Annotated in this window: 19 protein-coding genes; 12 read left to right on the top strand and 7 right to left on the bottom strand. The window is 68.1% G+C overall.

What is annotated here, in order from left to right:
- The first annotated feature begins 85 nt into the window (after positions 1–85).
- Entirely contained in the window at positions 86–1,309 is a 1,224-nt protein-coding gene (locus tag AAHH99_RS15475; RefSeq protein ID WP_418769375.1) for an alpha/beta hydrolase fold domain-containing protein, read from the top strand.
- Between the two features lie 26 nt (positions 1,310–1,335).
- Complete coding sequence (locus AAHH99_RS15470; RefSeq protein WP_418769374.1) at positions 1,336–2,754, top strand: WS/DGAT/MGAT family O-acyltransferase; 1,419 nt, start codon at positions 1,336–1,338, stop codon at positions 2,752–2,754.
- Between the two features lie 21 nt (positions 2,755–2,775).
- Here AAHH99_RS15470 and AAHH99_RS15465 read toward each other — a convergent pair whose 3' ends face one another.
- The gene (locus AAHH99_RS15465) at positions 2,776–4,056 is read right to left on the bottom strand and encodes an alpha/beta hydrolase (RefSeq protein ID WP_418769373.1); all 1,281 of its coding nucleotides are present in this window, start codon (positions 4,054–4,056) and stop codon (positions 2,776–2,778) included.
- 42 nt (positions 4,057–4,098) lie between these two features.
- Positions 4,099–4,908, bottom strand: a complete 810-nt coding sequence (locus AAHH99_RS15460; RefSeq protein ID WP_418769372.1) for a lysophospholipid acyltransferase family protein — start codon at positions 4,906–4,908, stop codon at positions 4,099–4,101.
- 108 nt (positions 4,909–5,016) lie between these two features.
- Here AAHH99_RS15460 and AAHH99_RS15455 point away from each other — a divergent pair, with 108 nt between their 5' ends.
- From AAHH99_RS15455 to AAHH99_RS15420, 8 genes are all read left to right on the top strand, one after another.
- Positions 5,017–6,225, top strand: a complete 1,209-nt coding sequence (locus AAHH99_RS15455; RefSeq protein ID WP_418769371.1) for a serine/threonine-protein kinase — start codon at positions 5,017–5,019, stop codon at positions 6,223–6,225.
- A 107-nt stretch (positions 6,226–6,332) separates the two neighbouring features.
- The gene (locus tag AAHH99_RS15450) at positions 6,333–7,814 is read left to right on the top strand and encodes a protein kinase family protein (protein WP_418769370.1); all 1,482 of its coding nucleotides are present in this window, start codon (positions 6,333–6,335) and stop codon (positions 7,812–7,814) included.
- A 21-nt stretch (positions 7,815–7,835) separates the two neighbouring features.
- Positions 7,836–8,618, top strand: a complete 783-nt coding sequence (locus AAHH99_RS15445) for a crotonase/enoyl-CoA hydratase family protein (RefSeq protein ID WP_418769652.1) — start codon at positions 7,836–7,838, stop codon at positions 8,616–8,618.
- 46 nt (positions 8,619–8,664) lie between these two features.
- Positions 8,665–8,862 (top strand): hypothetical protein, encoded by a 198-nt coding sequence (locus AAHH99_RS15440; RefSeq protein ID WP_418769369.1) that lies wholly within the window; start codon positions 8,665–8,667, stop codon positions 8,860–8,862.
- An 11-nt stretch (positions 8,863–8,873) separates the two neighbouring features.
- Complete coding sequence (locus AAHH99_RS15435) at positions 8,874–9,209, top strand: hypothetical protein (RefSeq protein ID WP_418769368.1); 336 nt, start codon at positions 8,874–8,876, stop codon at positions 9,207–9,209.
- 83 nt (positions 9,210–9,292) lie between these two features.
- Positions 9,293–10,138 carry an arylamine N-acetyltransferase family protein gene (locus AAHH99_RS15430; RefSeq protein ID WP_418769367.1) on the top strand — a complete coding sequence of 282 codons (846 nt, stop codon included), beginning with the start codon at positions 9,293–9,295 and terminating at the stop codon, positions 10,136–10,138.
- A 52-nt stretch (positions 10,139–10,190) separates the two neighbouring features.
- The gene (locus tag AAHH99_RS15425) at positions 10,191–11,111 is read left to right on the top strand and encodes a helix-turn-helix domain-containing protein (RefSeq protein ID WP_418769651.1); all 921 of its coding nucleotides are present in this window, start codon (positions 10,191–10,193) and stop codon (positions 11,109–11,111) included.
- 1 nt (position 11,112) lies between these two features.
- The gene (locus tag AAHH99_RS15420; RefSeq protein WP_418769366.1) at positions 11,113–11,655 is read left to right on the top strand and encodes a dihydrofolate reductase family protein; all 543 of its coding nucleotides are present in this window, start codon (positions 11,113–11,115) and stop codon (positions 11,653–11,655) included.
- Here the strand turns inward: AAHH99_RS15420 and AAHH99_RS15415 are convergent.
- Positions 11,631–12,203: a TetR/AcrR family transcriptional regulator gene (locus AAHH99_RS15415; RefSeq protein ID WP_418769650.1), complete on the bottom strand. Its 573-nt coding sequence runs from the start codon at positions 12,201–12,203 to the stop codon at positions 11,631–11,633. The two genes, AAHH99_RS15420 and AAHH99_RS15415, sit on opposite strands and share 25 nt — an antisense overlap.
- A gap of 461 nt (positions 12,204–12,664) precedes the next feature.
- On the opposite strand from AAHH99_RS15415, the gene AAHH99_RS15410 reads away from it, so the two are divergent.
- Complete coding sequence (locus tag AAHH99_RS15410; RefSeq protein ID WP_418769365.1) at positions 12,665–14,500, top strand: acyl-CoA dehydrogenase; 1,836 nt, start codon at positions 12,665–12,667, stop codon at positions 14,498–14,500.
- Here the strand turns inward: AAHH99_RS15410 and AAHH99_RS15405 are convergent.
- Positions 14,497–15,972: an aldehyde dehydrogenase gene (locus AAHH99_RS15405; RefSeq protein WP_418769364.1), complete on the bottom strand. Its 1,476-nt coding sequence runs from the start codon at positions 15,970–15,972 to the stop codon at positions 14,497–14,499. The two genes, AAHH99_RS15410 and AAHH99_RS15405, sit on opposite strands and share 4 nt — an antisense overlap.
- A gap of 54 nt (positions 15,973–16,026) precedes the next feature.
- Entirely contained in the window at positions 16,027–16,788 is a 762-nt protein-coding gene (locus AAHH99_RS15400; RefSeq protein WP_418769363.1) for a class I SAM-dependent methyltransferase, read from the bottom strand.
- Positions 16,789–16,834: 46 nt separating this feature from the next.
- On the opposite strand from AAHH99_RS15400, the gene AAHH99_RS15395 reads away from it, so the two are divergent.
- On the top strand, positions 16,835–17,995 hold the full coding sequence (locus AAHH99_RS15395) for a glycosyltransferase family 4 protein (RefSeq protein WP_418769362.1): 1,161 nt from the start codon (positions 16,835–16,837) through the stop codon (positions 17,993–17,995).
- A gap of 42 nt (positions 17,996–18,037) precedes the next feature.
- On the opposite strand, the gene AAHH99_RS15390 is transcribed toward AAHH99_RS15395, so the two are convergent.
- Together AAHH99_RS15390 and AAHH99_RS15385 are read right to left on the bottom strand one after the other, a co-directional pair.
- Positions 18,038–19,510 carry a 13E12 repeat family protein gene (locus tag AAHH99_RS15390; RefSeq protein WP_418769361.1) on the bottom strand — a complete coding sequence of 491 codons (1,473 nt, stop codon included), beginning with the start codon at positions 19,508–19,510 and terminating at the stop codon, positions 18,038–18,040.
- Between the two features lie 55 nt (positions 19,511–19,565).
- The gene (locus AAHH99_RS15385; protein WP_418769360.1) at positions 19,566–21,236 is read right to left on the bottom strand and encodes a hypothetical protein; all 1,671 of its coding nucleotides are present in this window, start codon (positions 21,234–21,236) and stop codon (positions 19,566–19,568) included.
- Positions 21,237–21,238 lie beyond the last annotated feature (2 nt).

The following is a 21,238-nucleotide window of genomic DNA, read 5'->3' as shown; positions in this document are numbered from 1 at the left end:
TAGGCGACCGAGATCCCGAAATGTCTCCGGTAGACACTTCGAAAAGATGACATGTGCCGAACATGCCTCGCGGTACAGTCGCGCAATGGCGGTGCGACCGGATGCCCGGTACCCAGGTCCGACGTTCTGGACACGTGCGCGATGGTTGCTGAACGCCGGCCCGTCGGATTACATGCTGGCGACGAGCGTGGCCGCGGCTTCGCTGCCCGTCATCGGAAAGCACCTGGAACCGTTGGGCACTGTGACCGCGGTTGGCGTATGGGGTTTCCGCCATCTGCCCGATTTCCTGGGTTCGACGGTCAAATCGTGGCTTAGCCCGGGCGATGCCGAGTTAAGGCAGTCCGAGCGCGACAGTACCAACGCCGTCACCGAGGCCGCGCTGCGCGGTGTGGTCAACGCCAAGGACCTCGCCATCGACTGGCCTGCGCCGGAGTCGGCGCCGCCGTTGTGGAAGCTGCGGGAGCATCGGCGCAGCGTGTACCGCACCTCGGTGCAGTACGGGCCTCGATCTTCACAATTGCTCGACGTGTGGCGGCCCAAGGAGTTGCCCGCCGAGCCGGCGCCGGTGCTGATCTTCGTGCCGGGCGGGGCGTGGGTGCACGGCAACCGGATCCTGCAGGGGTACGCGCTGATGTCTCACCTCGCCGAGAAGGGCTGGGTGTGCCTGTCGATCGACTACCGGGTGGCGCCGCATCACCGGTGGCCGGCCCATATCCACGACGTGAAGACCGCCATCGCGTGGGCCCGCGCCAACGTCGACAAGTTCGGCGGCGACCGTGACTTCGTGGCGGTCGCGGGCACGTCGGCCGGCGGTCACCTGTCAGCGCTGGCCGGCCTCACCGCCAACGATCCGGAGCTGCAGGCCGAGCTGCCGGACGGCTCCGACACCTCGGTGGACGCGGTTGTCGGCATCTACGGCCGTTACGACTGGGAGGACAAGTCCACCGTCGAGCGGATGCGCTTCGTTGACTTCCTCGAGCGTGTCGTCGTGGGACACAAACTCGCCAAGCGACCGGACGTCTACCGCAAGGCGTCCCCGATCGCGCAGGTGCACCCCGAGGCGCCGCCGTTCCTGATCGTCCACGGCACCGGTGACAGCGTCATCCCGGTGGCGCAGGCCCGTTCGTTCGTCGAACGGCTGCGCGCGGTGTCCCGGTCGGTGGTCAGTTACGTCGAACTGCCCGGCGCGGGGCACGCGTTCGACATGACCGACGGGGCCAGGACCGGCTCGGCCGCGATGGCAATAGGATTGTTTCTGAACCAGATTCACCGAAACCGGACGCTGGTGGGCGCCAAAGAGGTTATATAGGCTCCTCCGGAGGGAGGGGTCGCGACGTGAGAAGGCTCAGCGGCTGGGACGCGATCCTGCTGTACACCGAAACTCCGACGGTGCACATGCACACGCTCAAGCTGGCGGTGATCGACCTTTCCGAGTTGGGTGACCGTCCCTTCGGCATCGAGGAGTTCCGCCGCGTCATCCACGGGCGGCTCTACAAACTCGACCCATTTCGATACGAGCTCGTCGACATCCCGTTCAAGTTCCACCACCCGATGTGGCGGGAGAACTGCGAAGTCGACCTCGAGTACCACGTGCGGCACTGGCGGGTGGAAAGCCCAGGCGGTCGCAGGCAACTCGACGAAGCGATCGGCCAGATCGCCAGTACGCCGCTGGACCGCAGCAGGCCGCTGTGGGAGATGTATTTCATCGAGGGCCTGGCCAACGGACGAATCGCGGTGCTCGGCAAGATCCATCACGCCCTCGCCGACGGGGTCGCGTCGGCGAATCTCCTGGCTCGCGGGATGGATCTGCAGCAAGGCCCGCAAGCCGAGCGCGACTCGTACGCGACGGATCCGCCGCCGGGCAAGGCGGAGTTGGTGCGGACCGCGTTCGCCGACCACATGCGCCAGATCGGCCGGCTACCGGGGGTCATGCGCTATACGGCGCAGGGTCTGCAACGGGTGCGCAAGAGCGCGAAGAAGCTCTCACCCGAACTCACCCGGCCGTTCACGCCGCCGCCGTCGTTCATGAATCACCGCGTCGACGCGCAACGCAAGTTCGCCACCGCCACCCTGGCGCTCGCCGACGTCAAGGAAACGGCCAAGCATCTGGGCGTCACCATCAACGACATGGTGCTCGCGATCTCGGCGGGCGCGCTGCGGGAGCTCTCCCTGAAGTACGACGGGCAGGCCGAACATCCTCTGTTGGCTTCTGTCCCAGTCAGTTTCGACTTCTCCCCAGATCGGATCTCCGGCAACTACTTCACCGGTGTGATGATGACGGTCCCCATCCAGCTCGAGGATCCGCTGCAGCGGGTCCAGGCGGTGCACGATGCCGCGGTGGAGGCCAAGGAGACCCATCACCTGATGGGTCCGGAGCTGGTGAGCCGGTGGTCGGCGTACTTCCCGCCGCGGCCCGCCGAGCGGCTGTTTTCCTGGCTTGCCGAAAAGGACGGCCAGAACAAGGTGCTGAACCTGCCCATCTCCAACGTGCCCGGCCCCCGGCAGCCCGGTCGCGTGGGCGGCGCGCTGGTCACCGAGATCTACTCAGTCGGACCGCTGACCACCGGCAGCGGGTTGAACATCACGGTGTGGAGCTACGTCGACCAGCTCAACATCTCGGTGCTCTCCGACGGCGCGACGCTCGAGGACCCGCACGAGCTGACCGACGCGATGATCGCCGCGTTCGTCGAGATCCGCCGGGCGGCAGGGCTTTCCAGTGAACTGACGGTGGTCGAGTCCGCTATGGCGCAGTAGGGCGGCTTCCGCCCCCGCCAGTTACGCCCCGGCGGATTCTGCTTGCGACAGTTGACCGCTCGGCGCGTGGCGCCGCGCGTGCACCCAGGACAGGAAACGCTCGACGGCCTGCGCGGTGTAGTGCGCCCGCGGTGACCCGTAGAAGTCGAATGCGTGCTGGGCATGCGGGATTTCGGCGTAGGCGACGGTGGACGTCGACACCTTGCGCAGCGCCTCGACGAAATCGCGCCCCTCCTGCACCGGGATGATCGAGTCGTCCTGGCCGTGAAGCACAAAAAACGGTGGGGCGTCGGAACGCACCCGCATGATCGCGGAAGCGTCGACATAGGTCTGTTTGTGCTCGCTGATGGGCTTCTTCACGACGAACTTCTGCAGGAAACCGATGAACTCCTTGCGGCCGGAGCCTCGTGCCGACACCCAGTCGTAGCGGCCGTAGATCGGCACCGCGGCCGCCACGGACGTGTCGGCGTCCTCGAAGCCGGGTTGCCACTGGGGATCATCCGGCGTCAGCGCAGCCAAAGACGACAGGTGGCCGCCCGCCGAGCCCCCCGTGATCGCGACGAAGTCGGGGTCCCCGCCATAGTCGGCGATATTCTCCTTGATCCAGGCCAGGGCCCGTTTGACGTCCACGATGTGCGCGGGCCAGGTATGCCGCGGGCTGACCCGGTAGTCGATTGCCACGCACACCCAGCCCCGCTCGGCCATGTAGCTGAGCAGGGGATAGGCCTGCGGCCGACGCATGCCGATCGCCCACGCACCGCCCGGCACCTGCAGCAGCACCGGTGCCTTACCGTCGCGCGGCAGGTCGGCACGCCGCCAGATGTCGGCGCGGTTGACCCGGCCGTGAGGGCCGTACTGGACGGTGTTGGCCCGCTCGACGTAGCGGCGACGCAGCAGTTCGTTCGGGGGGACGCCGACGTTTGCGAGCCGACGCCGCCTGCCGGGCTGCGACGACGAGGCCACCTGCTTGTAGTCGTCGCCGAGCGCCTCACGGAGCGGTTCCTCGAAATAGCGCTTCGACGTCACGTTGCGGTACATGATCAGGCCGAGTAACGCCCATGCGATCGCGGTGAGCGTCAACGCGATACGGCCCCGCGCACCGCTGAAGTCCCCACGCAGACCGCGCCGTATGGCGTCCAGCACCGAACCGGTCAGATACAGCGGCGCGGCCTCGGTCGTCGGCCAGCCGAACGCGAACACCGGCAGCGTGATGTAGCCCTCGCGCCCGAGCGGCTGCACACCGTTGGCGGCATTGGCGAGTTCGACCGCCGCGCGCAGCAGCGGAAAACGGCGTCTAGTCATCGAGGTCCGTCATATCCCCCGGATGGCTGTCCAAAACAAGTCTCAGCCGAGGATAGGGAGGCGGCGCTCGGTGGCCAGCTCGTCGAGGGCCCGCTGCATCACCCGGCGGACGTGGGCGTCGACCTCGTCGATGTCGGGGTCCTCACCGAATTCGGCGACGATGTCGATCGGAGGCAGCACCTGCATGACGATCTTGGACGGCAGCGGGATGTTGGGCGGCACCACCAGTGACAGGCCGAACGGGAAGCCGATCGAAACCGGCAGGATTTTGGTGCGCGCCAGGCGCGCGATCGGGCCGAGACGCTCGGCCAGCCAGGTGCCGCGCGACAGGAAGATCTGGGTCTCCTGGCCGCCGATGCCGACGGTCGGGACGATCGGGACACCCGCATTCAGGGCGGCCTTGATGTAGCCGGTTCGGCCGCCGAAGTCGATGACGTTCTCCGAGAACGTGGGCCGGTACACGTCGTAGTCACCGCCGGGGAAGACCACGACCAGACCGCCGGAGCGCAGTGCCCGGTCGGCGTTCTCGTGGTTGGCGCTGATGTAGCCGATCTTGCGGAAGAACTCGCCGGTCGGGCCGACCATCAAAATGTCGTGGCTGAGCGTGTAGATCGGCCGGTCGTACCCGTGGTGCTCGTAGAAGTCCGCCGCCAGGATCGGCACGTCCATCGGCAGCATGCCGCCGGAGTGGTTGGACACCAACAGCGCACCGCCCGCAGGGATGTTCTCGAGTCCACGCACCTCGGAGCGGAAATACCGCTTGAGGAAGGGGCGGGTTACGGCGAAGAAGCGTTCGGTCAGGCCCGGGTCCCATTTTGTGAGCTGCGACGGCTCGGCGTCTCCGGTGGCCACCGCACCCCCTCTGATCGGAACTGAAACGTGTTCTAGTTTAGCGGAGCGCCCCTGTGCAGGACAAACGGCGAGCGTTTGCGCTCAAGGGGGTGCGGCTACCTTATCCGCATGGACGGCCGCGACCTACTTGCGGACCGCTACGAACTACGAGGTGTACTCGGTCGCGGCGGGATGGCCGAGGTCCACGACGGCTGGGACACCCGGCTGCACCGGCCGGTGGCGATCAAGCTGCTCTATCCGGCCTTCACCAGCGACGCCGATATGCGGCGACGGTTCGAGGAGGAGGCCCGCGCCGCCGCAGGGCTGAATCACCCCAACATCGTGTCGGTGCACGACAGCGGCGAGCATGACGGCAGCCCATTCATCGTCATGGAGCGCCTGCCGGGACGGACGTTGCAGGACGAGATCGAGACGGGGCCGATGCCGCCAGCGCGTGTCCGCTCGATGCTGCACGACGTACTCGGCGCGCTGGGCTGCGCGCATGCGGCGGGCATCGTCCACCGTGACATCAAGCCGGGCAACGTGCTGATCGCGCCGAACAGCGGTGCGATGAAGGTCGCCGACTTCGGCATCGCCAAAACCGCGGGCTCCGCGCTCACCGCGACCGGCCAGATCATCGGCACGATGGCCTACATGAGCCCTGAGCGGGTCGCCGGCGCACCGGCCTCGGTCGCCGACGACCTCTACGCCGTTGGCGTGATCGGCTATGAGGCGTTGACCGGGCGGCGGCCGTTCCCGCACGAGAATCCCGCCGCGCTGCTGCACGCCATCCTTGACGCACCGCCGCCTCCGATCGGCGTGGTGCGTCCCGACATCGACTCGGCGCTGGCCGCGACGATCGACCGGGCCATGGCCCGAGACGCGAGCCAGCGGTTCACCAGCGCCGAGCACATGCGCGCCGCGCTGATGGGCGCTCCCTCGATGACGGGACCGGCACCCGCAGCGGCGCCACGACCCGCCACGAAGATCCTCGCCGAACCGCTGGCGCCCTCCGCCAACTACTTCGTCGCTCCGGCACCGCGGCGGCGGCCGATGAGCCGCGAGCGCAAGCTTCTGATCGCGGCCGCGGGGTTTGTCGCGTTGGTCGTCGCCGGCCTCGCGTTGGCGCTGGACCCGTCGTCGACCACGCAGCCGCCGCAACAGGTCAGCACCAGCACCCCGGCGCAGCCGCCACCGCCCCCGCCGACCACCACCGCGGCGCCGCTGCCGCCACCGGTGCCCGTCTTCGAGCAACCCAAACCGCCCAAGCCGCCGAAGAAGGGCGGCCCGGGCAATGGCAACGGACGGGGCAACGGCAACGGCAAAAAGGGCGACTGACGCGTTTAGGCACCGCACCCCGCGGCTATCCACCGTCGACAATCGGGTCGGCTCGGGTCCCCCCCGCAGCGGACGGCGGACCGTGACCGTTGAGCAAGTTCGGAGCGATGGCGACAAGTCAACGACTGATCCCGGGCATGGCGATCGGCGGCCGTTACCGGCTGCTTGCCGCGCACGGCAGCCGCCCGCTGCTGGAATTCTGGCAGGCGCTCGACATCGCCTCGGGCCAGCATGTCGCGCTGACCGTCGTCGACGTTGCGCACGAATTGCCCGACGAGTTCGTCCACGAGATCCTCGCGCGCACCATCCGGCTTCGTGGACTCGACACAGCGGGTATCGCGCCGGTGCTCGAGGTGCTGCACACGGGCGCCTTCGGCGTCGTGGTGTCCGACTGGCTCCCCGGACAGAGCCTCCGTGAGGTCGCGGACGAGGGGCAGGCGCCGGAGTCCGTCGCCGCCATGACGCGAGCGTTGGCCGCAGCCACCGAGGCAGCACACCGTGCGGGCCTCGTGCTGTCGGTCGACGATCCCGCGCGGTTGCGGGTGGGTGCCGACGAACAGGTGGCGCTGGCATTTCCCGCCATCCTTCCCGAGGCCACCGCGCAGACCGATCTGCGAGGGATCGGCTGCGTCCTGTACACGCTGCTGCTCGGCCAGTGGCCGGACGGTACGGCCCAACCCGAGGAGCCGGCCGAAGTCGATCCCCGGATCCCCTTCCTGATCTCCACAACCACCTCGGCGCTCCTGCGGGATAACGGTGGAATCAACAGCGCTGCAACGCTTCTCATATTGCTGGAGCAGGCCGCGGCGTCCGACGCGGATTCGACTCACCGGGTGATGCCACCGCTGCCGACTGCCAAGACCGGACGCTATGCCGAATTCCGCAACTTCGGACCCGAGGAACAGAAGGAGGCGGCCCGCCGCACCATCCTGCGCACGGGACTCGGTGCCGCGGCGGCCATCGTCGCGGTTGCGATGCTGGCGCTGGGCTCCTCGCTCAACGGTCTGCTGGAAACCAACGACGACAACGTCGCGATGGATGCGGACAAGCTCGGGCTGGTGCCGACGACGACCGCGGCGCCCCCACCGCCCGAGCAGACCAAGACCGTGCGCGGACTGGCTCCCGGCGACCGCATCCCGTTGGAGGCCGCGACGGTCTTCTCTCCCGACGGATCTCCGGACAGCCCCGGCGATGCCGGATTGGCGATCGACGCCAAGCCCGAGACCGCATGGTCGACCGACCGCTATTACGACGCCGATCCGTTCCCGAAGTTCAAACCCGGCGTGGGCCTGCTCATCTCGTTGCGCGAACCCACCCCGATCACCGCGGTCACCGTCGACCAGAACAGCGCAGGCTCGCTGATCCAGGTACGCGGCACCGACAGGCCCGATGACCCGAGGGCGCTGACCGACACCTTCGAGCTCACGCCAGCCACACCCGTGGAGCCCGGTGTGACGCGGATTCCCGTGACGGACCCGCGACCGGTCGCGCGGGTGGTTGTGTGGATTACGAAGTTGGGCACCGCCGACGGCCAGAACCGTGCGGCCGTCGCCGAGATCGGCGTGCACGCGCCCGCTGCGCCCGCATGATCCCATCCGCGGGCCGTTACGATCAGCCGCGTGAGTGACAACACTGAACCCGTAGTACTCGTCGAACAGCGCGACCGCATCCTGATCATCACCATCAACCGCCCGCAGGCCCGCAACGCGGTGAACGCCGACGTCAGCCGCGGCCTCGCCGACGCCATGGACCGGCTCGACGGCGATGCCGGCCTGTCGGTGGGCATCCTGACCGGAGCCGGCGGCTCGTTCAGCGCGGGCATGGACCTCAAGGCGTTCGCGCGCGGCGAGAACGTGGCCATCGAGGGCCGCGGCCTGGGCTTCACCGAGCGCCCGCCCGCCAAGCCGCTCATCGCGGCGGTGGAGGGATACTGCCTCGCCGGTGGCTGCGAGTTGGCCCTGGCCACCGACCTGATCGTGGCGTCGGAGGAATCCGCATTCGGCATCCCCGAGGTCAAGCGTGGACTAGTCGCCGGCGGCGGCGGGCTGCTGCGGTTGCCGCAGCGGCTTCCCTACGGCCTCGCGATGGAACTGGCGTTGACCGGTGAGAGCCTGTCCGCGCAGCGCGCCCACGACCTCGGCATGGTCAATGTCCTCGCCGAACCGGGTCAGGCGTTGGAGGCGGCGATCGCCTTCGCCGAGAAGATCACCGCCAACGGTCCGCTCGCGGTGGCGGCGACCAAGCGGATCATCGTCGAGTCGCGCGACTGGAACTCCCAGGAGATGTGGAAGAAGCAGGTCGAAATCTTCGGACCGGTCTTCATGTCCAACGACGCCAAAGAAGGCGCGATCGCATTCGCCGAGAAGCGGGCGCCGAAGTGGACGGGAACGTAACGGGTTTCATAACCGCCACCCGGGGCAACCGTTAGACGTGGAAACGTTGTCCCGAGCGCGGAACGCGCAGAAGCGCATCTTCAAGGTGCAGCGACGAGTGTGGTTGGTGCAGGCCGCGATGTGGCCGACGCTGGCGCTCGCCGGTATCGGAGCGGTCGCCGCGGTGATCGCCCTTTATCGCAGACGCGCCGACGGCCCGGGGACAGCGATGCCCTCGCCGACCGACGGCCTACCCCACCTCTAAGGAGACAGCGCATGGCGCAGAGCGACGACCTGCCGATCACCGACTACGACCAGCTGCCGTTGACCGAGTTGCGGCACCGCATCCGCGCGCTCGACGAGCCCGCGCTGCGGGCGGTGTTCGACCACGAGACCGCGCACGGCAACCGCGTCCCGGTGCTCGAGGTGCTGCACGCGCGGCTCAAGGAGTTGACCCATGGCGCCGAGCCATCGTCCGGTGATCCGAGCAACGCGCCCGAGGTGAGCGGTACGGCGGGCGGTTCGCCCGTGCAGGAGTCGACGGCCGCGCAGGCCAACACCCCCCTTCGGCACGGCGTCGCGAACCAGACGCCGGCCCGCGGCAAGCCGTAGGTTGGGCTGCGCTGCCGCGCGGAGTCTCGCCGCCACACGGCGATGGTTGACCTGAACGGCCGTTGAGGTCGCAAGATGTGGGCATGGCAACCGACGTGACGGCCGCGCTCGACGTGGCGGCCTACCTGGACCGGATCGGGTACATCGGCTCGACGGAGCCGACGTTGTCCACGCTGCGCACCCTGGTGGCGGCGCACAACCGGTCGATTCCGTTCGAGAACCTCGACCCGCTCCTGGGCATTCCCGTCGTCGATCTCAGTGCGGGCGCGCTGGCCCGCAAGCTCGTTCGCCGTCGCCGCGGCGGTTACTGCTACGAGCACAACGGCTTGATGGGTTACGTGCTCGAGACGCTGGGTTACGGCGTGCAGCGGCTCGCGGGCCGGGTGGTGTGGATGAACCAGTCGGGCGCACTTCCCGCGCAGACGCATCAGGTGCTGTCGGTGCGTGTCCCGGCAGACGACGGACCGTGGTTGGTCGACGTCGGATTCGGCGGGCAGACGCTGACCTCGCCGATCCGGCTCGAAGCCGGGCCCGTGCAGTCGACGCGCCACGAGCCCTACCGGCTGCGCGAGCACGACGACGGCTTCCTGTTGGAGGCCGAGATCCGTGGACAGTGGCAGCCGCTGTACACGTTCGAGACCCACCCGCGGCCGCAGATCGACCTGCAGGTCGGAAGTTGGTACGTGTCAACGTTTCCCGAGTCGGGATTCGTCACCGGTCTGTCGGTGGCACTGGTCACCGACGACGCGCGGTGGAACCTGCGCGGCCGCAACCTGGCCATCCACAGCGGGGGAGACACCGAACGAGTGCGCCTCGACTCCGCCGCCGACGTCCTCGCCGAACTGACCGGCCGCTTCGGGATCGATCTGACCGACCTCGGCGACCACCGCGACATCGAAGCCCGAGTCCACGAGGTGCTGGACAGCTGAACGCAGCAGGAATCGTCATGTTCTTACGCCCGCGGCGCGACCATACTCAGTGATCGTGACCACCGAATCGCGCCGCGACCGCCTGCGCGAACTGCTCGACGCGGTCGTCGCCGCCGACAACAGCGGTGTGGATCGCATGGCCCGCAGCACGCACGCCTCCGAATTCCACTTCTCGCGGGAAGTGCGCCGCCTGACCGGCGAGTCGCCCGCGGCGATGCGCCGCCGCATCATGCTCGAACGCGCAGCGTGGCGACTGCAGCAGGGTGAGCGCGTGACTGCCGTCGCGGCCGACGAAGGATGGTCGTCGGCCGAGGTGTTCTCGCGCGCCTTCCGACGCACCTTCGGTGTGCCGCCGTCGAGGGCCGCCGACGTCGAATTCCGGGTGACCGCGCCCAACGGCCTTCACTTCCACCCGCCGCACTCGCTGTGGCTCGACAACGCCGGGGACGCGAAGGAGCCCGACATCTCCCAACTGATGGTGGCGCACGACGTCGCCGACACCGCGTATCTGATCGACCGTGCGAGTGCCCTGACGAAAGAGCAATGGCGAGAGGAGATTTCGCCCGGGCAGGTGGTCCTCGATTGGGACGGTCCCGAACCCAGCGTCGGAGCGGTGCTCGGTGCGATCGTCTGGACCAAGCAGGTGTGGCTGGCCACGATCGAAGGACGTGACTTCCCGGACCGCTCGGCTACCCGAGGTGAAACCACCACCGCCGCGCAGCTGGCCCGACACCATGACGACATCGCAAAGCGCTGGACGACAATGGTTTCCGAGTACGCCGCCGACGGTCGGATGGGGGACACCGTCATCGACGCGCTGTGCGATCCGCCCGAATCGTTTCAGCTGTACGGCATCGTCGCCCACGTGTTGGAGTACGCAGCCCACCGGCGGGGACTGGCCCGAACGATGCTGGCCCACCACGGGATCGACGTCCGCATGGGCGATCCGTTGGAGTGGATGAGGGGCAACTGATTTGGCGACGGTCTACTACACGGCGTCCAGTTTGGACGGGTTCATCGTCGACGAACACGACAGCCTGGACTGGCTGACATCGCGCGACATCGACCGGAACGGACCGTTCCACTACGACGAGTTCATCGCGACGATCGGCGCCGTGGTGATGGGTTCGGCGACCTACGAATGGATCGTGCGTAACCATCCCGGTGACTGGATGTACGAGCAACCGTCCTGGGTGTTGACGCGGCGACCGCACATCGTCGAGCGCGGACACGATGTGCAAGCGTTCGCCGGCGACGTCGCCGATCTGCACCCCCAACTGCTCGCCGCCGCGGCGGACAGGGACGTGTGGGTGGTCGGTGGCGGCGATGCCGCACGACAGTTCGTCGAGGCGGATCTCATCGACGAGATGATCGTCAGCTACGCGCCGTGCTCGCTCGGCGCGGGTTCGCCGGTGCTGCCGATCCGTTCGGAATGGGAACTGGTCGAGGCGGCGGTGAACAGGGACTTCGTCTGCGCGCGATGGCGCTCGGCTCAGTTACGGTCGGGCACGCCGTAGCGGCGGATGAAATCCCTTGACCTGATCAGGAATTCGACCTGCTGCGAGACATCGTGGAGAGGGTCGACCGAGCGCGTCGACCGGCACAGCACCACCGCGCCCTCCAGCGCCGCGATGCAGGTGATCGCAAGGGAGGCCGCGTCGGACTCGTCGAAACCGTCGGAGACGAACGCGCGGGTCAGCGCGTCACGCCAGTGGCCGAAGATGCTGCCCGCCACGCTGGTCAACTGCGGTTCCTCGGCAGCCGAACCGATCGCCGCCGCCACCACCGGACAGCCGGCCACGAAGTCGCTCTCGACGAGCATTTCCTCCCAGAACGCCACGAAGTTGCGGACCAGATGCATTCCGCCCTTGGCGGCCGCTTCGTCGATCTCCTTGGTGATCGCGTCACCGGCGTAGCTCAGCGCCTCGCGCAGGATCTGATTGCGGCCCGCGGGGAAGTGGTAGTACACCGACCCGCGCGGAGCACCGCTGCGAGCGAGCACTTCGTCGATCGTGACGCCTGCCGCGCCGCGCTCCCGCAACACCTCGACTGCGGCGACCAGCATCTTGGTGCGCGTCGAACCGCGCTTGTTGGCGGTCTTCGTCCCGATGGAAGACAGGTCAACCTCCAATGGGGCGGTCAGGCTGCGGGCGTGCGACGCAGGTGCGCCGGACGCCAACCGAGCGTACGGGGGCTGAATCGAAAGACCCGACGGTCGTGCACGCGATGGGTGAACCGGTATCCGGCGACGTTGACTTCAATGACCCACATCGGGTGCCTCCCTGGCTATGACGAGCAGCATAAAACGCGCAACACCCAGGAGCAATCAATGTATTCCACATCACAGCGCTCGACGCGATCAGCGCAGCTAGATGCACTTGTCGAGCCCGTCGACCTCACCGACCCGCAGGACCCGATTATGGGCAAGACCATAATCCGATCGGAGTCGGGGACCTGAGCTGAAGTGCAGGTCGCGGCGCGATCGGACGGCTACGCTCGGCTCCACGCGAACGAAAGGCGCTCGTCATGGGCCACTACAGAAGCAACGTGCGGGATCTCGAGTTCAACCTCTTCGAGGTGCTGGGTCTCGACAAGGCGCTGGCGACCGGCGAGTTCGGCGAGCTCGACGGCGATTCGGTGCGCCAGATGCTCGACGAAGCGGCACGGCAGGCCGAGGGCCCGCTCGCCGAGTCGTTCGCCGAATCCGATCGGCGCCCGCCTACGTTCGATACGGCGACCCATGAGGTGACGCTGCCCGAGCCGTTCAAGAAGTCGTTCAAGGCCTGGCAGCAAGGCGAGTGGTTCCGCGTCGGGATGGCCGAGGACATCGGCGGGGTGGCGGCACCGGCCGCCGTGGAATGGGCGATCAACGAGTTCGTCCTCGGCGGCAATCCGGCGGTGTTCATCTACCAGGCCGGGTCGAAGATGGCGGACATCCTCTACAACATCGGCAACGAACAGCAGCGACACTGGGCCGGGCTGATGGTGGAGCGCGACTGGTGCGCGACGATGGTCCTCACCGAACCCGACGCCGGTTCCGACGTCGGCGCCGGACGCACCAAGGCCGTCCAACAGCCCGACGGCACATGGCATCTCGACGGCGTCAAGAGGTTCATCACCAACGGCGACGCCGGCGACCTGTTCGAGAACATCGTGCATCTCGTGCTGGCCCGCCCCGAAGGCGCGGGACCGGGCACCAAGGGTCTGAGCCTGTTCATCGTGCCGAAGTTCCACTTCGACTCCGAGACCGGTGTACTCGGCGAGCGCAACGGCGTCTTCGTCACCAACGTCGAACACAAGATGGGGTTGAAGGTGTCGGCGACATGCGAGCTGACCTTCGGTCAACACGGTGTGCCCGCCGTGGGCTGGCTGGTCAACGACTCCCACAACGGCATCGCCCAGATGTTCAAGGTCATCGAGTACGCCCGAATGATGGTGGGCACCAAGGCGATCGCCACGTTGTCGACGGGTTATCTCAACGCGCTCGACTACGCCAAGACCCGGGTGCAGGGCGCGGACATGACCCAGATGACCGACAAGACCGCGCCACGGGTGACGATCCTGCACCACCCGGATGTGCGCCGGGCGCTGCTGACGCAGAAGTCCTACGCCGAAGGGCTGCGCGCGCTCTACCTCTACACCGCCGCGCACCAGGATCCCCCCGTCGCGCAGATCGTGTCCGGAGCCGACGCCGAGATGGCCGGGCGCGTCAATGACCTGCTGTTGCCGATCGTCAAGGGCGTGGGTTCGGAGCGGGCGTACCAGTGCCTGACCGAATCCCTACAGACGTTCGGGGGTTCGGGCTTCCTGCAGGACTATCCGATCGAGCAGTACATCCGCGACGCCAAGATCGACTCCCTGTACGAGGGCACCACCGCCATCCAGGCGCAGGATTTCTTCTTCCGCAAGATCGCCCGCGACCAGGGCGCCGCACTGGCGCACCTGGCCGGTCAGATCCAGGAGTTCGTCCGCAGTGACCTCGCGCGTGCAGAGCTCGCCGACGGTCGCGCCCGGCTGGCCACCGCGCTGCAGGACGTGCAGGCGATGGTCGCGGCTCTGACCGGATACCTGGTGTCGGCGCAGGAGAACCCGCGCGAGCTGTACCGCATCGGCCTGGCCTCGGTGCCGTTCCTGCTCGCCGTCGGCGATCTGGTGATCGGCTGGCTGTTGTTGCACCAGGCCGAGATCGCGCTGGCCGCGCTGGACGGCGACGTCTCGGGAAGCGACCGCGCGTTCTACACCGGCAAGGTCGCAGCGGCGAACTTCTTCGCCGAGCACATGCTGCCGCTGTTGACCTCTGCGCGCGGCATCATCGAGACCATCGGCCTCGACGCGATGGACGTGCCCGAGGACGCGTTCTAGTCCTCGGGGGTGTAGCCGAACGGCAGCAGCACGCTCTTGTGCTCGACGTAGGCCTCGATGCCCTCTGGGCCGTTCTCGCGGCCGATGCCGGAGTTCTTGTAGCCGCCGAACGGGGCGCCGGGATCGAATGCGTACATGTTGACCGCGTAGGTGCCGGTGCGGATCTTCGACGCGACCTCCAGAGCCTTCTTGTTGTCGGTGGTCCACACCGAGCCGGCCAACCCGTACACCGAATCGTTGGCGATGCGGATCGCATCCTCTTCGGTCTCGTAGGGGATAACCGCCAGCACGGGTCCGAAGATCTCCTCCTGGGCGATCGTCATCGAGTTGTCGACGTCGGCGAACACGGTCGGCTCCACGAACCAGCCGTTGTCCAGACCCTCCGGGCGGCCGCCGCCGGTGACAAGGCGCGCACCCTCGTCGACGCCCTTCTTGATGTAGGACTCGACGCGGTCGCGCTGCTTCTCCGAGATCAGAGGGCCGATCGCGGCGTTCGGGTCGTCGGGCAGGCCGACCGGCATCGCGCCGATGAAGTTGGCGATCTTCTCCACGACCTCGTCGTAGCGCGACCGCGGCGCCAGGATGCGCGTCTGCGCGACGCAGGCCTGCCCGCTGTTCATCACACCCGAGAACCCGAGCATCGGCAGGGTGGAATCGAGATCGGCGTCCTCGAGGATGATCGCGGCGGACTTACCGCCCAGCTCGAGCGTGCACGGCTTGAGCTTCTCGGCGGCGATCTTCGCGATCTCCTTGCCGACCGCGGAGCTGCCGGTGAACGTGTACTTGTCGATCTGGTCGTTGGCGGTCAGCGCGCGACCGGTCTCGGGGCCGCCCGGGACGATCGAGAGCACTCCTTCGGGCAGGCCGGCCTCGGCGAACATCTCGGCCATCGCGAACACCGAAAGCGGTGTCTCGGCGGCCGGCTTGAGCACGACGGTGCAGCCGGCCAGCAGTGCGGGGCCGAGCTTGTTGGCCGCAAGGAAGAACGGCACATTCCACGCGGTGACGGCGCCGACCACGCCGATCGGTTCGCGCACGACCATGGTTTGGCCGTAGATGCCGTCGCGGATCTCTTTCCATGGGAACCTGTCGGCCGCACCCGCGTAGTACTGGAACGACGACATCGCCGCGCCGTACTGCATCATGTCGACGATGGTCTGCGGCTGACCGGTCTCGGCGGCCAGCAGGAACTTCAGCTCGTCGCCGCGCTCCTCCATCAGCTTGACCGCCGCCGCCAGCACCGCGGCACGCTCCTGCGGCGACTTGTGCGGCCACGGGCCCTCATCGAACGCCTTGCGGGCGGCGGCGCAGGCCGCGTCGACATCGGCGGCCGACGCCAGCGGCACCTTGCCCACCAATTCACCGGTGGCAGGCGAATGCACCTCGATCACATCCGAGGTGGCCGGCTCGACCCACCTGCCGCCGATGAACAGCTGGTCCCATTCGGTGCGATATGCGGTGCTCTGTGTCATGACCGTCACACTACCTAGGAAGCCGCGGAAGTAGAACCTGTTGCAGTCGGCCGCTCACGATGCCCGAAGAACCAGCACCAGGTTGCTCACCAGGAACTCCCTCACAACCGGCACCTTCGTCAGCGACCACGCCCATCTCGGGTGGTAGCGGGGGAAAGCGGCGACCAAGGCGCCGGTGCTCGCCGCCCACTGGAGGCCGTCGGCCGCCGACACCGCGAACAGTGACGAACCGTAGTTGTTCTTCGGCGCATGGCCGTGCCTGCGGGTGTATCGGCGCGCGGCGCGGGCGCCGCCGAGGTAATGCCACAGCCCGGTCTCGTGCCCGCCGAACGGGCCCAGCCACACCGTGTACGACAGCACCACCAGCCCGCCGGGCCGGGTCACCCGCAGCATCTCTGCGCCCATCCGCCACGGCCGTCGCACGTGCTCGGCCACGTTCGACGACAGGCAGATGTCGACGCTGTCGTCGGCGATCGGCAAGGCCGTCCCGGATGCCCGCACGTAGGTGCTCGCGGTCACCGTCCCCGGAGCGGCGTGCATCTCGGCCGGATTCGGTTCGACCCCGATATATTGAAAACCTTTGTCGGCGAACGCTTCTGCGAAGTAACCGGGTCCGCCGCCGACGTCGAGCACCGTGCGCCCGGCCGGCGTCGATCCATCCGTGGCCAGGCACAGGTCGGCGACCATCTCGGCGGTGTCCTCGCCGAGAGCGCCGTAGAACCGTGCCGGGTCGCTCTGCTCGAAGCGGAACTGCGCGAGCAGGCGCAGCGACCGCGACAGCGTTGCCCGCTCGGCGAACCGGTCGGTGACTGGCATGGAACCGAAGACTACGCAGCGACGCGATCCGACTACGCTGTTGCCGATGTCTGCCCGTCCGCTCCGATCGGTGTTGCTGCTGTGCTGGCGCGACACCGACCACCCACAGGGTGGCGGCAGCGAGGCCTACCTGCAGCGCATCGGCGCGCAGCTGGCCGCATCGGGCGTCGAGGTCACACTGCGCACCGCGCGCTATCCAGGAGCCGCGCGTCGCGAGGTCGTCGACGGAGTCCGCGTCAGCCGTGGCGGCGGGCGCCACACCGTTTACATCTGGGCGGGGCTGTCGATGGTGTTGGCCCGCATCGGGCTCGGGCCGCTGCGGCGCGCGCGACCCGACGTGGTCATCGACACGCAGAACGGCATCCCGTTCATGGCGCGACTGGCTTACGGGCGGCGCGTCGCTGTGCTCGTGCACCACTGCCACCGCGAGCAATGGCCGGTGGCCGGACCGGTGAAGGGCCGAATCGGCTGGTTCGTCGAGTCGAGGCTCTCGCCGCGGGCGCACCGGCGCAACCAGTACGTCACGGTGTCGCTGCCGTCGTCGCGTGATTTGGCCGCGTTGGGCGTGCGTCCCGGACAGATCGCGGTGGTGCGCAACGGGCTCGACGAGGCGCCGGCCTCGACGTTGGCCCCCAGGCGCGCGCCGGCCCCGCGGGTCGTGGTGTTGTCACGTCTGGTGCCGCACAAGCAGATCGAGGACGCGCTGGAGGCCGTCGCCGCGCTGCGGCCGCGCTTGCCAGGGCTGACGCTCGACGTCGTGGGCGGCGGCTGGTGGGAGCAGCGGCTCGTCGAACACGCCGCCCTGCTCGGCATCTCCGATGCGGTGAGGTTTCACGGCCACATCGACGACGAAGCCAAACACCGTGTGCTGCAAGAGGCGTGGGTGCACGTGCTGCCCTCGCGCAAGGAGGGCTGGGCGCTGGCGGTCATCGAGGCCGGCCAGCATTCGGTGCCCACGATCGGTTACCGGTCGTCCGGTGGGCTGACAGACTCCATCGTCGACGGCGTGACCGGCGTGTTGGTCGACGACTTCGACGGTCTGGTCGACGGTTTGGCTGAACTGCTGTCCGATCACGTGCTGCGCGAGCAACTCGGAGCCAAGGCACATGTCCGCTGCGGCGAGTTCTCCTGGCAGCAGAGCGCCGAGGCGATGCGCACTGTGCTGGAGGCGGTGCACCGCGGCCATTACGTCAGCGGCGTGGTCTAGCCTTCGCGACGCTCACCGTCATCGAACCGTCCCCCTCGGGTGCTAGAACGGCGGCGGATCGTCCAGCAGAACTCTCGGATCGGTCGGCGGACCGGTGCCCAACGGGTAGAAGCTGTCGAAAGTCTGGGTGGCCGGCGTGGTGTTTTCCGCTCGGATCGTGGCGTTGAGGGCGCGTTCGCGTTGGATGTGCCGCTCGCGGTTCTGGCGGCGGGAGCGTCGGCGGGTGGGCATGCAGATTCCGCGTCCCGGTGTCGGTGCCGGCATCTCGGGCAGGTGAAGCCTGCCGGTGGAAGCGCCGAGTTGTGGAAACAGCATCGCTCCGAACGGAGTAGTGGTGTGTATGCGCCCGGTCGGGCTGGTGAATATGACGGTGCCGTCGGGTTTTTGGCGCACGATCCAGCCGCCGGGTCCGCAGTAGAACGTCTTCATCAGGTGGTGCAGCCGGCAGAAACAGGCGTTGTTGGACGGATGGGTGGGCCCGTAGGGCCAGGGCGCGGCGTGGTCGATGTCGGATCGCCAGGCAGGACGGTCGCAATTCATCCACCGGCAGGTCAGGTCGCGGGAGCGAACGAAATCGGCAAGCGCGGTCGAGGGACGGTACTGCGGTTCGGGTGCTGCGTCGTCCGGGATCTCGACGGGGCGCCGCTTGGCGTGGCGCGCCACCTCGGCGACGGTCGACGCCGGAACCGGACCCAATCCGGATAAGTACCCCGGTGTCGTGCCGGTGCCCTCGACGGTGTCCCGCTCGGCGAGCATATGGACCAAAACGGTAGTTGCCGTCCTGCCAGTGGCGGGACAGTCAGGTCGTTCGCATAGGCACGCCATCGCGTCCTCGTGGGCAAGCACCGCCGCGATTGCGTCCGCCCGGCGCTGGCGATGCGTTCGTGGATCCTCCCGGCAGACCGTGGCGGCCAGCGCGTCGAGTCGCTGACTCAAAGCCACCCCGTCGACGCCGCGTAGGCAGGCGACGATGTCGGCCATTCCGTACTGGCCAGGCATGACATCGAAATGACGGTCGTCGTCACGGGATTTGGCTCGGCGCACCGCGTCCGGGTCGATCTGAAGGACCAGCCAGTCGACGACCTCGACGAGCTTGTTGTACGACAGGTGGTTCCACTGGGCGGCCCGGTCGGCGAAGATCGCGTCGATCAGTACGCAGGCGTCCTCGCTGACCATCAGGTCGGTGCGGTAGATCAGCATGTTGACCACCTGCCACTCGATCTCACCGGCCGCGAACACCTTCGCCACCTTGGGAAGCCGTTTGATCAGGGCCTGGCCCGAGCTCATCATGGACGAGGCCCGTCCGCGGCTGATGCCGAGTTCGGCACCGATCTCGGCAGCCACGACCTCCCAGTCATCGACCACCTTGTCGTCGTTCTCGCCGTCACATTCGGGAACGCGGCGCAGGCTGAAATGCCCGATAGCCAACAGCTGACGTGCGATCTCGACCCGGCTGGCGCGCTGCGCCTGGCCCATCAGGTCGACCAACCCCGCGTCGCTCGTCGTATCGAACATGTGTTCGAGTATGCCATCGCCCACCGACATTTCTGTTCCGCCGGCGACGGCGAGGTCATCGACGGTGAGGTGCTTTGACCCGCGGCGGCCCCTTGCTCAACCGTCGCGCCACCAGGGCGCCCGCACCGCCGAGCAGCATCGCCAGCCACGCCAGATGGGCGGCCACCACCACGGCCCGACCGTCGGCCTGCGGCGACGATCCGCCCACCCGATACAGCGTGAGGTCCTCGTCGGTGTAGGCCACGGGCAGGGGCAAACGCTCTGTCGGACCGCTTGTTTCGACGACGACCCACCCGACGCCCGCATCGGCGAGCAGTTGCCGGTCGGCGCTCTCGACGAGGATCTCCTGCACGTCGCGTGCGCGTTGACCCTCCCCGTACACCGTCCGCTCGCCGATGTGCAGATCGCCGGTGGTCAACACGTCTGCGCGCACCCACCGGGGCAGCGGGTCGAGCACAGGAGCCTCACCGGCCCACTCGAAACGGCGCATGCTGCCCATCGGCATCACCGCGACCGTCCGCGGGTCGGCGTTGATGATCGCGGCCACCTTCGCCCATCCCGGCGGGTACTGCACGGCCGTGACGCGGCCACCCACGCCCCACGCCAGGTCCGGCAACGTCGCGATCAGCGCGGCGCAGCAGAGTGCCGCGGTCGCCGCCGTCGGCAACCAGCGTCGGGCGAAGACCACCGCCGCCGCGCCGGCCACCGCATAGCCCGGCATCGCCAACGCCACCCACTTCTGTCCGTCGCGGACCACCCCCAGGCCGGGCACGGCGCGTACCGCCGCCTCGACGAGGACCAGCCCGGGCCCGGTGGCCATCAGCGCGGGCACCGCGACGGCGAACCCGGCCAGGACCATCAGCGGTACGGCCGTCGGTCGGCGCAGCACGACCGGTAAGCCGAGGGCGACCACGCCGAGCAACACCGCCGTGCCCACGATCGCGAAAAGTGTTGTGCGAGAGGGCGATACGGCATCGGCGTTCCAGATGCCTCCCAGCCCGGCCAAGCTGAGCAGCGTTCCGAGGCCCGGTTCGGCGCGCGCGGCGAACGCGACGACGCCGTCGGCCTGCGACGACTCCAACGACCGCGACACCGTCGCCGCGACCAGCCACGGCAACGCCGCGACCATCGTCATGGCCATCGTCACGCCCGCACACCGCCACCGCCCCCATCCTTCGCCGGGCGCGACGACGCACACGAGCGCGACGGTCGCCGCCAGCATCAGCCCGGTGGGCGTCAGCCCGGCCAGTGCCAACCAGAAGGCCAACGCCCACACCGGGATCCGCCGCGCCGAGTGCCGCATCTGCAGCACCGTCGTGGCGACCCACGGCATGCATCCGTAGCCGACGAGCAGGCTCCAGTGCCCTTGCAGCAGCCTCTCTGCGACATACGGGTTCCATACCGCGACTGTCACCGCCACGCATTGACCGGCGAGCCCCGACTCAGGAACCACCGCAGCCACCAACCGCGCCGCGCCCCAGCCCGCCAGCCACAGTCCCGCGACGAGCAGCGCCTTGGCCACCACCCCCCCGTCGACCACCGAGGACACGACGGCCATGAAGAAGTCCTGCGGAAGGGCCCGCGGTGCGGCCTCGGACAGTCCGAGCGCGGCATCGGACAGATACGACCGCGGCGTGGACACCGCGTCGCGCAACAGCAGATACCCGGGCGCGAGCAACGGTGCCGTCACCACAAGGATGAGCACCAACGCATAGGCCGGTCCCACGA

Origin of the sequence: Mycobacterium neumannii, assembly GCF_048452905.1 — a bacterium.
GTDB lineage: Bacteria > Actinomycetota > Actinomycetes > Mycobacteriales > Mycobacteriaceae > Mycobacterium > Mycobacterium neumannii_B.
Note: the sequence above shows the minus strand (reverse complement) of the source record. Positions and strands in the feature narration are given on the sequence as shown.

Coding starts and splice junctions, on each gene's coding strand:
- AAHH99_RS15475 (WP_418769375.1), top strand. CDS start 86: ATGGCGGTGCGACCGGATGCCCGGTACCCAGGTCCGACGTTCTGGACA.
- AAHH99_RS15465 (WP_418769373.1), bottom strand. CDS start 4,056: ATGACTAGACGCCGTTTTCCGCTGCTGCGCGCGGCGGTCGAACTCGCC.
- AAHH99_RS15455 (WP_418769371.1), top strand. CDS start 5,017: ATGGACGGCCGCGACCTACTTGCGGACCGCTACGAACTACGAGGTGTA.
- AAHH99_RS15450 (WP_418769370.1), top strand. CDS start 6,333: ATGGCGACAAGTCAACGACTGATCCCGGGCATGGCGATCGGCGGCCGT.
- AAHH99_RS15435 (WP_418769368.1), top strand. CDS start 8,874: ATGGCGCAGAGCGACGACCTGCCGATCACCGACTACGACCAGCTGCCG.
- AAHH99_RS15430 (WP_418769367.1), top strand. CDS start 9,293: ATGGCAACCGACGTGACGGCCGCGCTCGACGTGGCGGCCTACCTGGAC.
- AAHH99_RS15415 (WP_418769650.1), bottom strand. CDS start 12,203: ATGCTGGTCGCCGCAGTCGAGGTGTTGCGGGAGCGCGGCGCGGCAGGC.
- AAHH99_RS15410 (WP_418769365.1), top strand. CDS start 12,665: ATGGGCCACTACAGAAGCAACGTGCGGGATCTCGAGTTCAACCTCTTC.
- AAHH99_RS15405 (WP_418769364.1), bottom strand. CDS start 15,972: ATGACACAGAGCACCGCATATCGCACCGAATGGGACCAGCTGTTCATC.
- AAHH99_RS15400 (WP_418769363.1), bottom strand. CDS start 16,788: ATGCCAGTCACCGACCGGTTCGCCGAGCGGGCAACGCTGTCGCGGTCG.
- AAHH99_RS15395 (WP_418769362.1), top strand. CDS start 16,835: ATGTCTGCCCGTCCGCTCCGATCGGTGTTGCTGCTGTGCTGGCGCGAC.
- AAHH99_RS15390 (WP_418769361.1), bottom strand. CDS start 19,510: ATGTTCGATACGACGAGCGACGCGGGGTTGGTCGACCTGATGGGCCAG.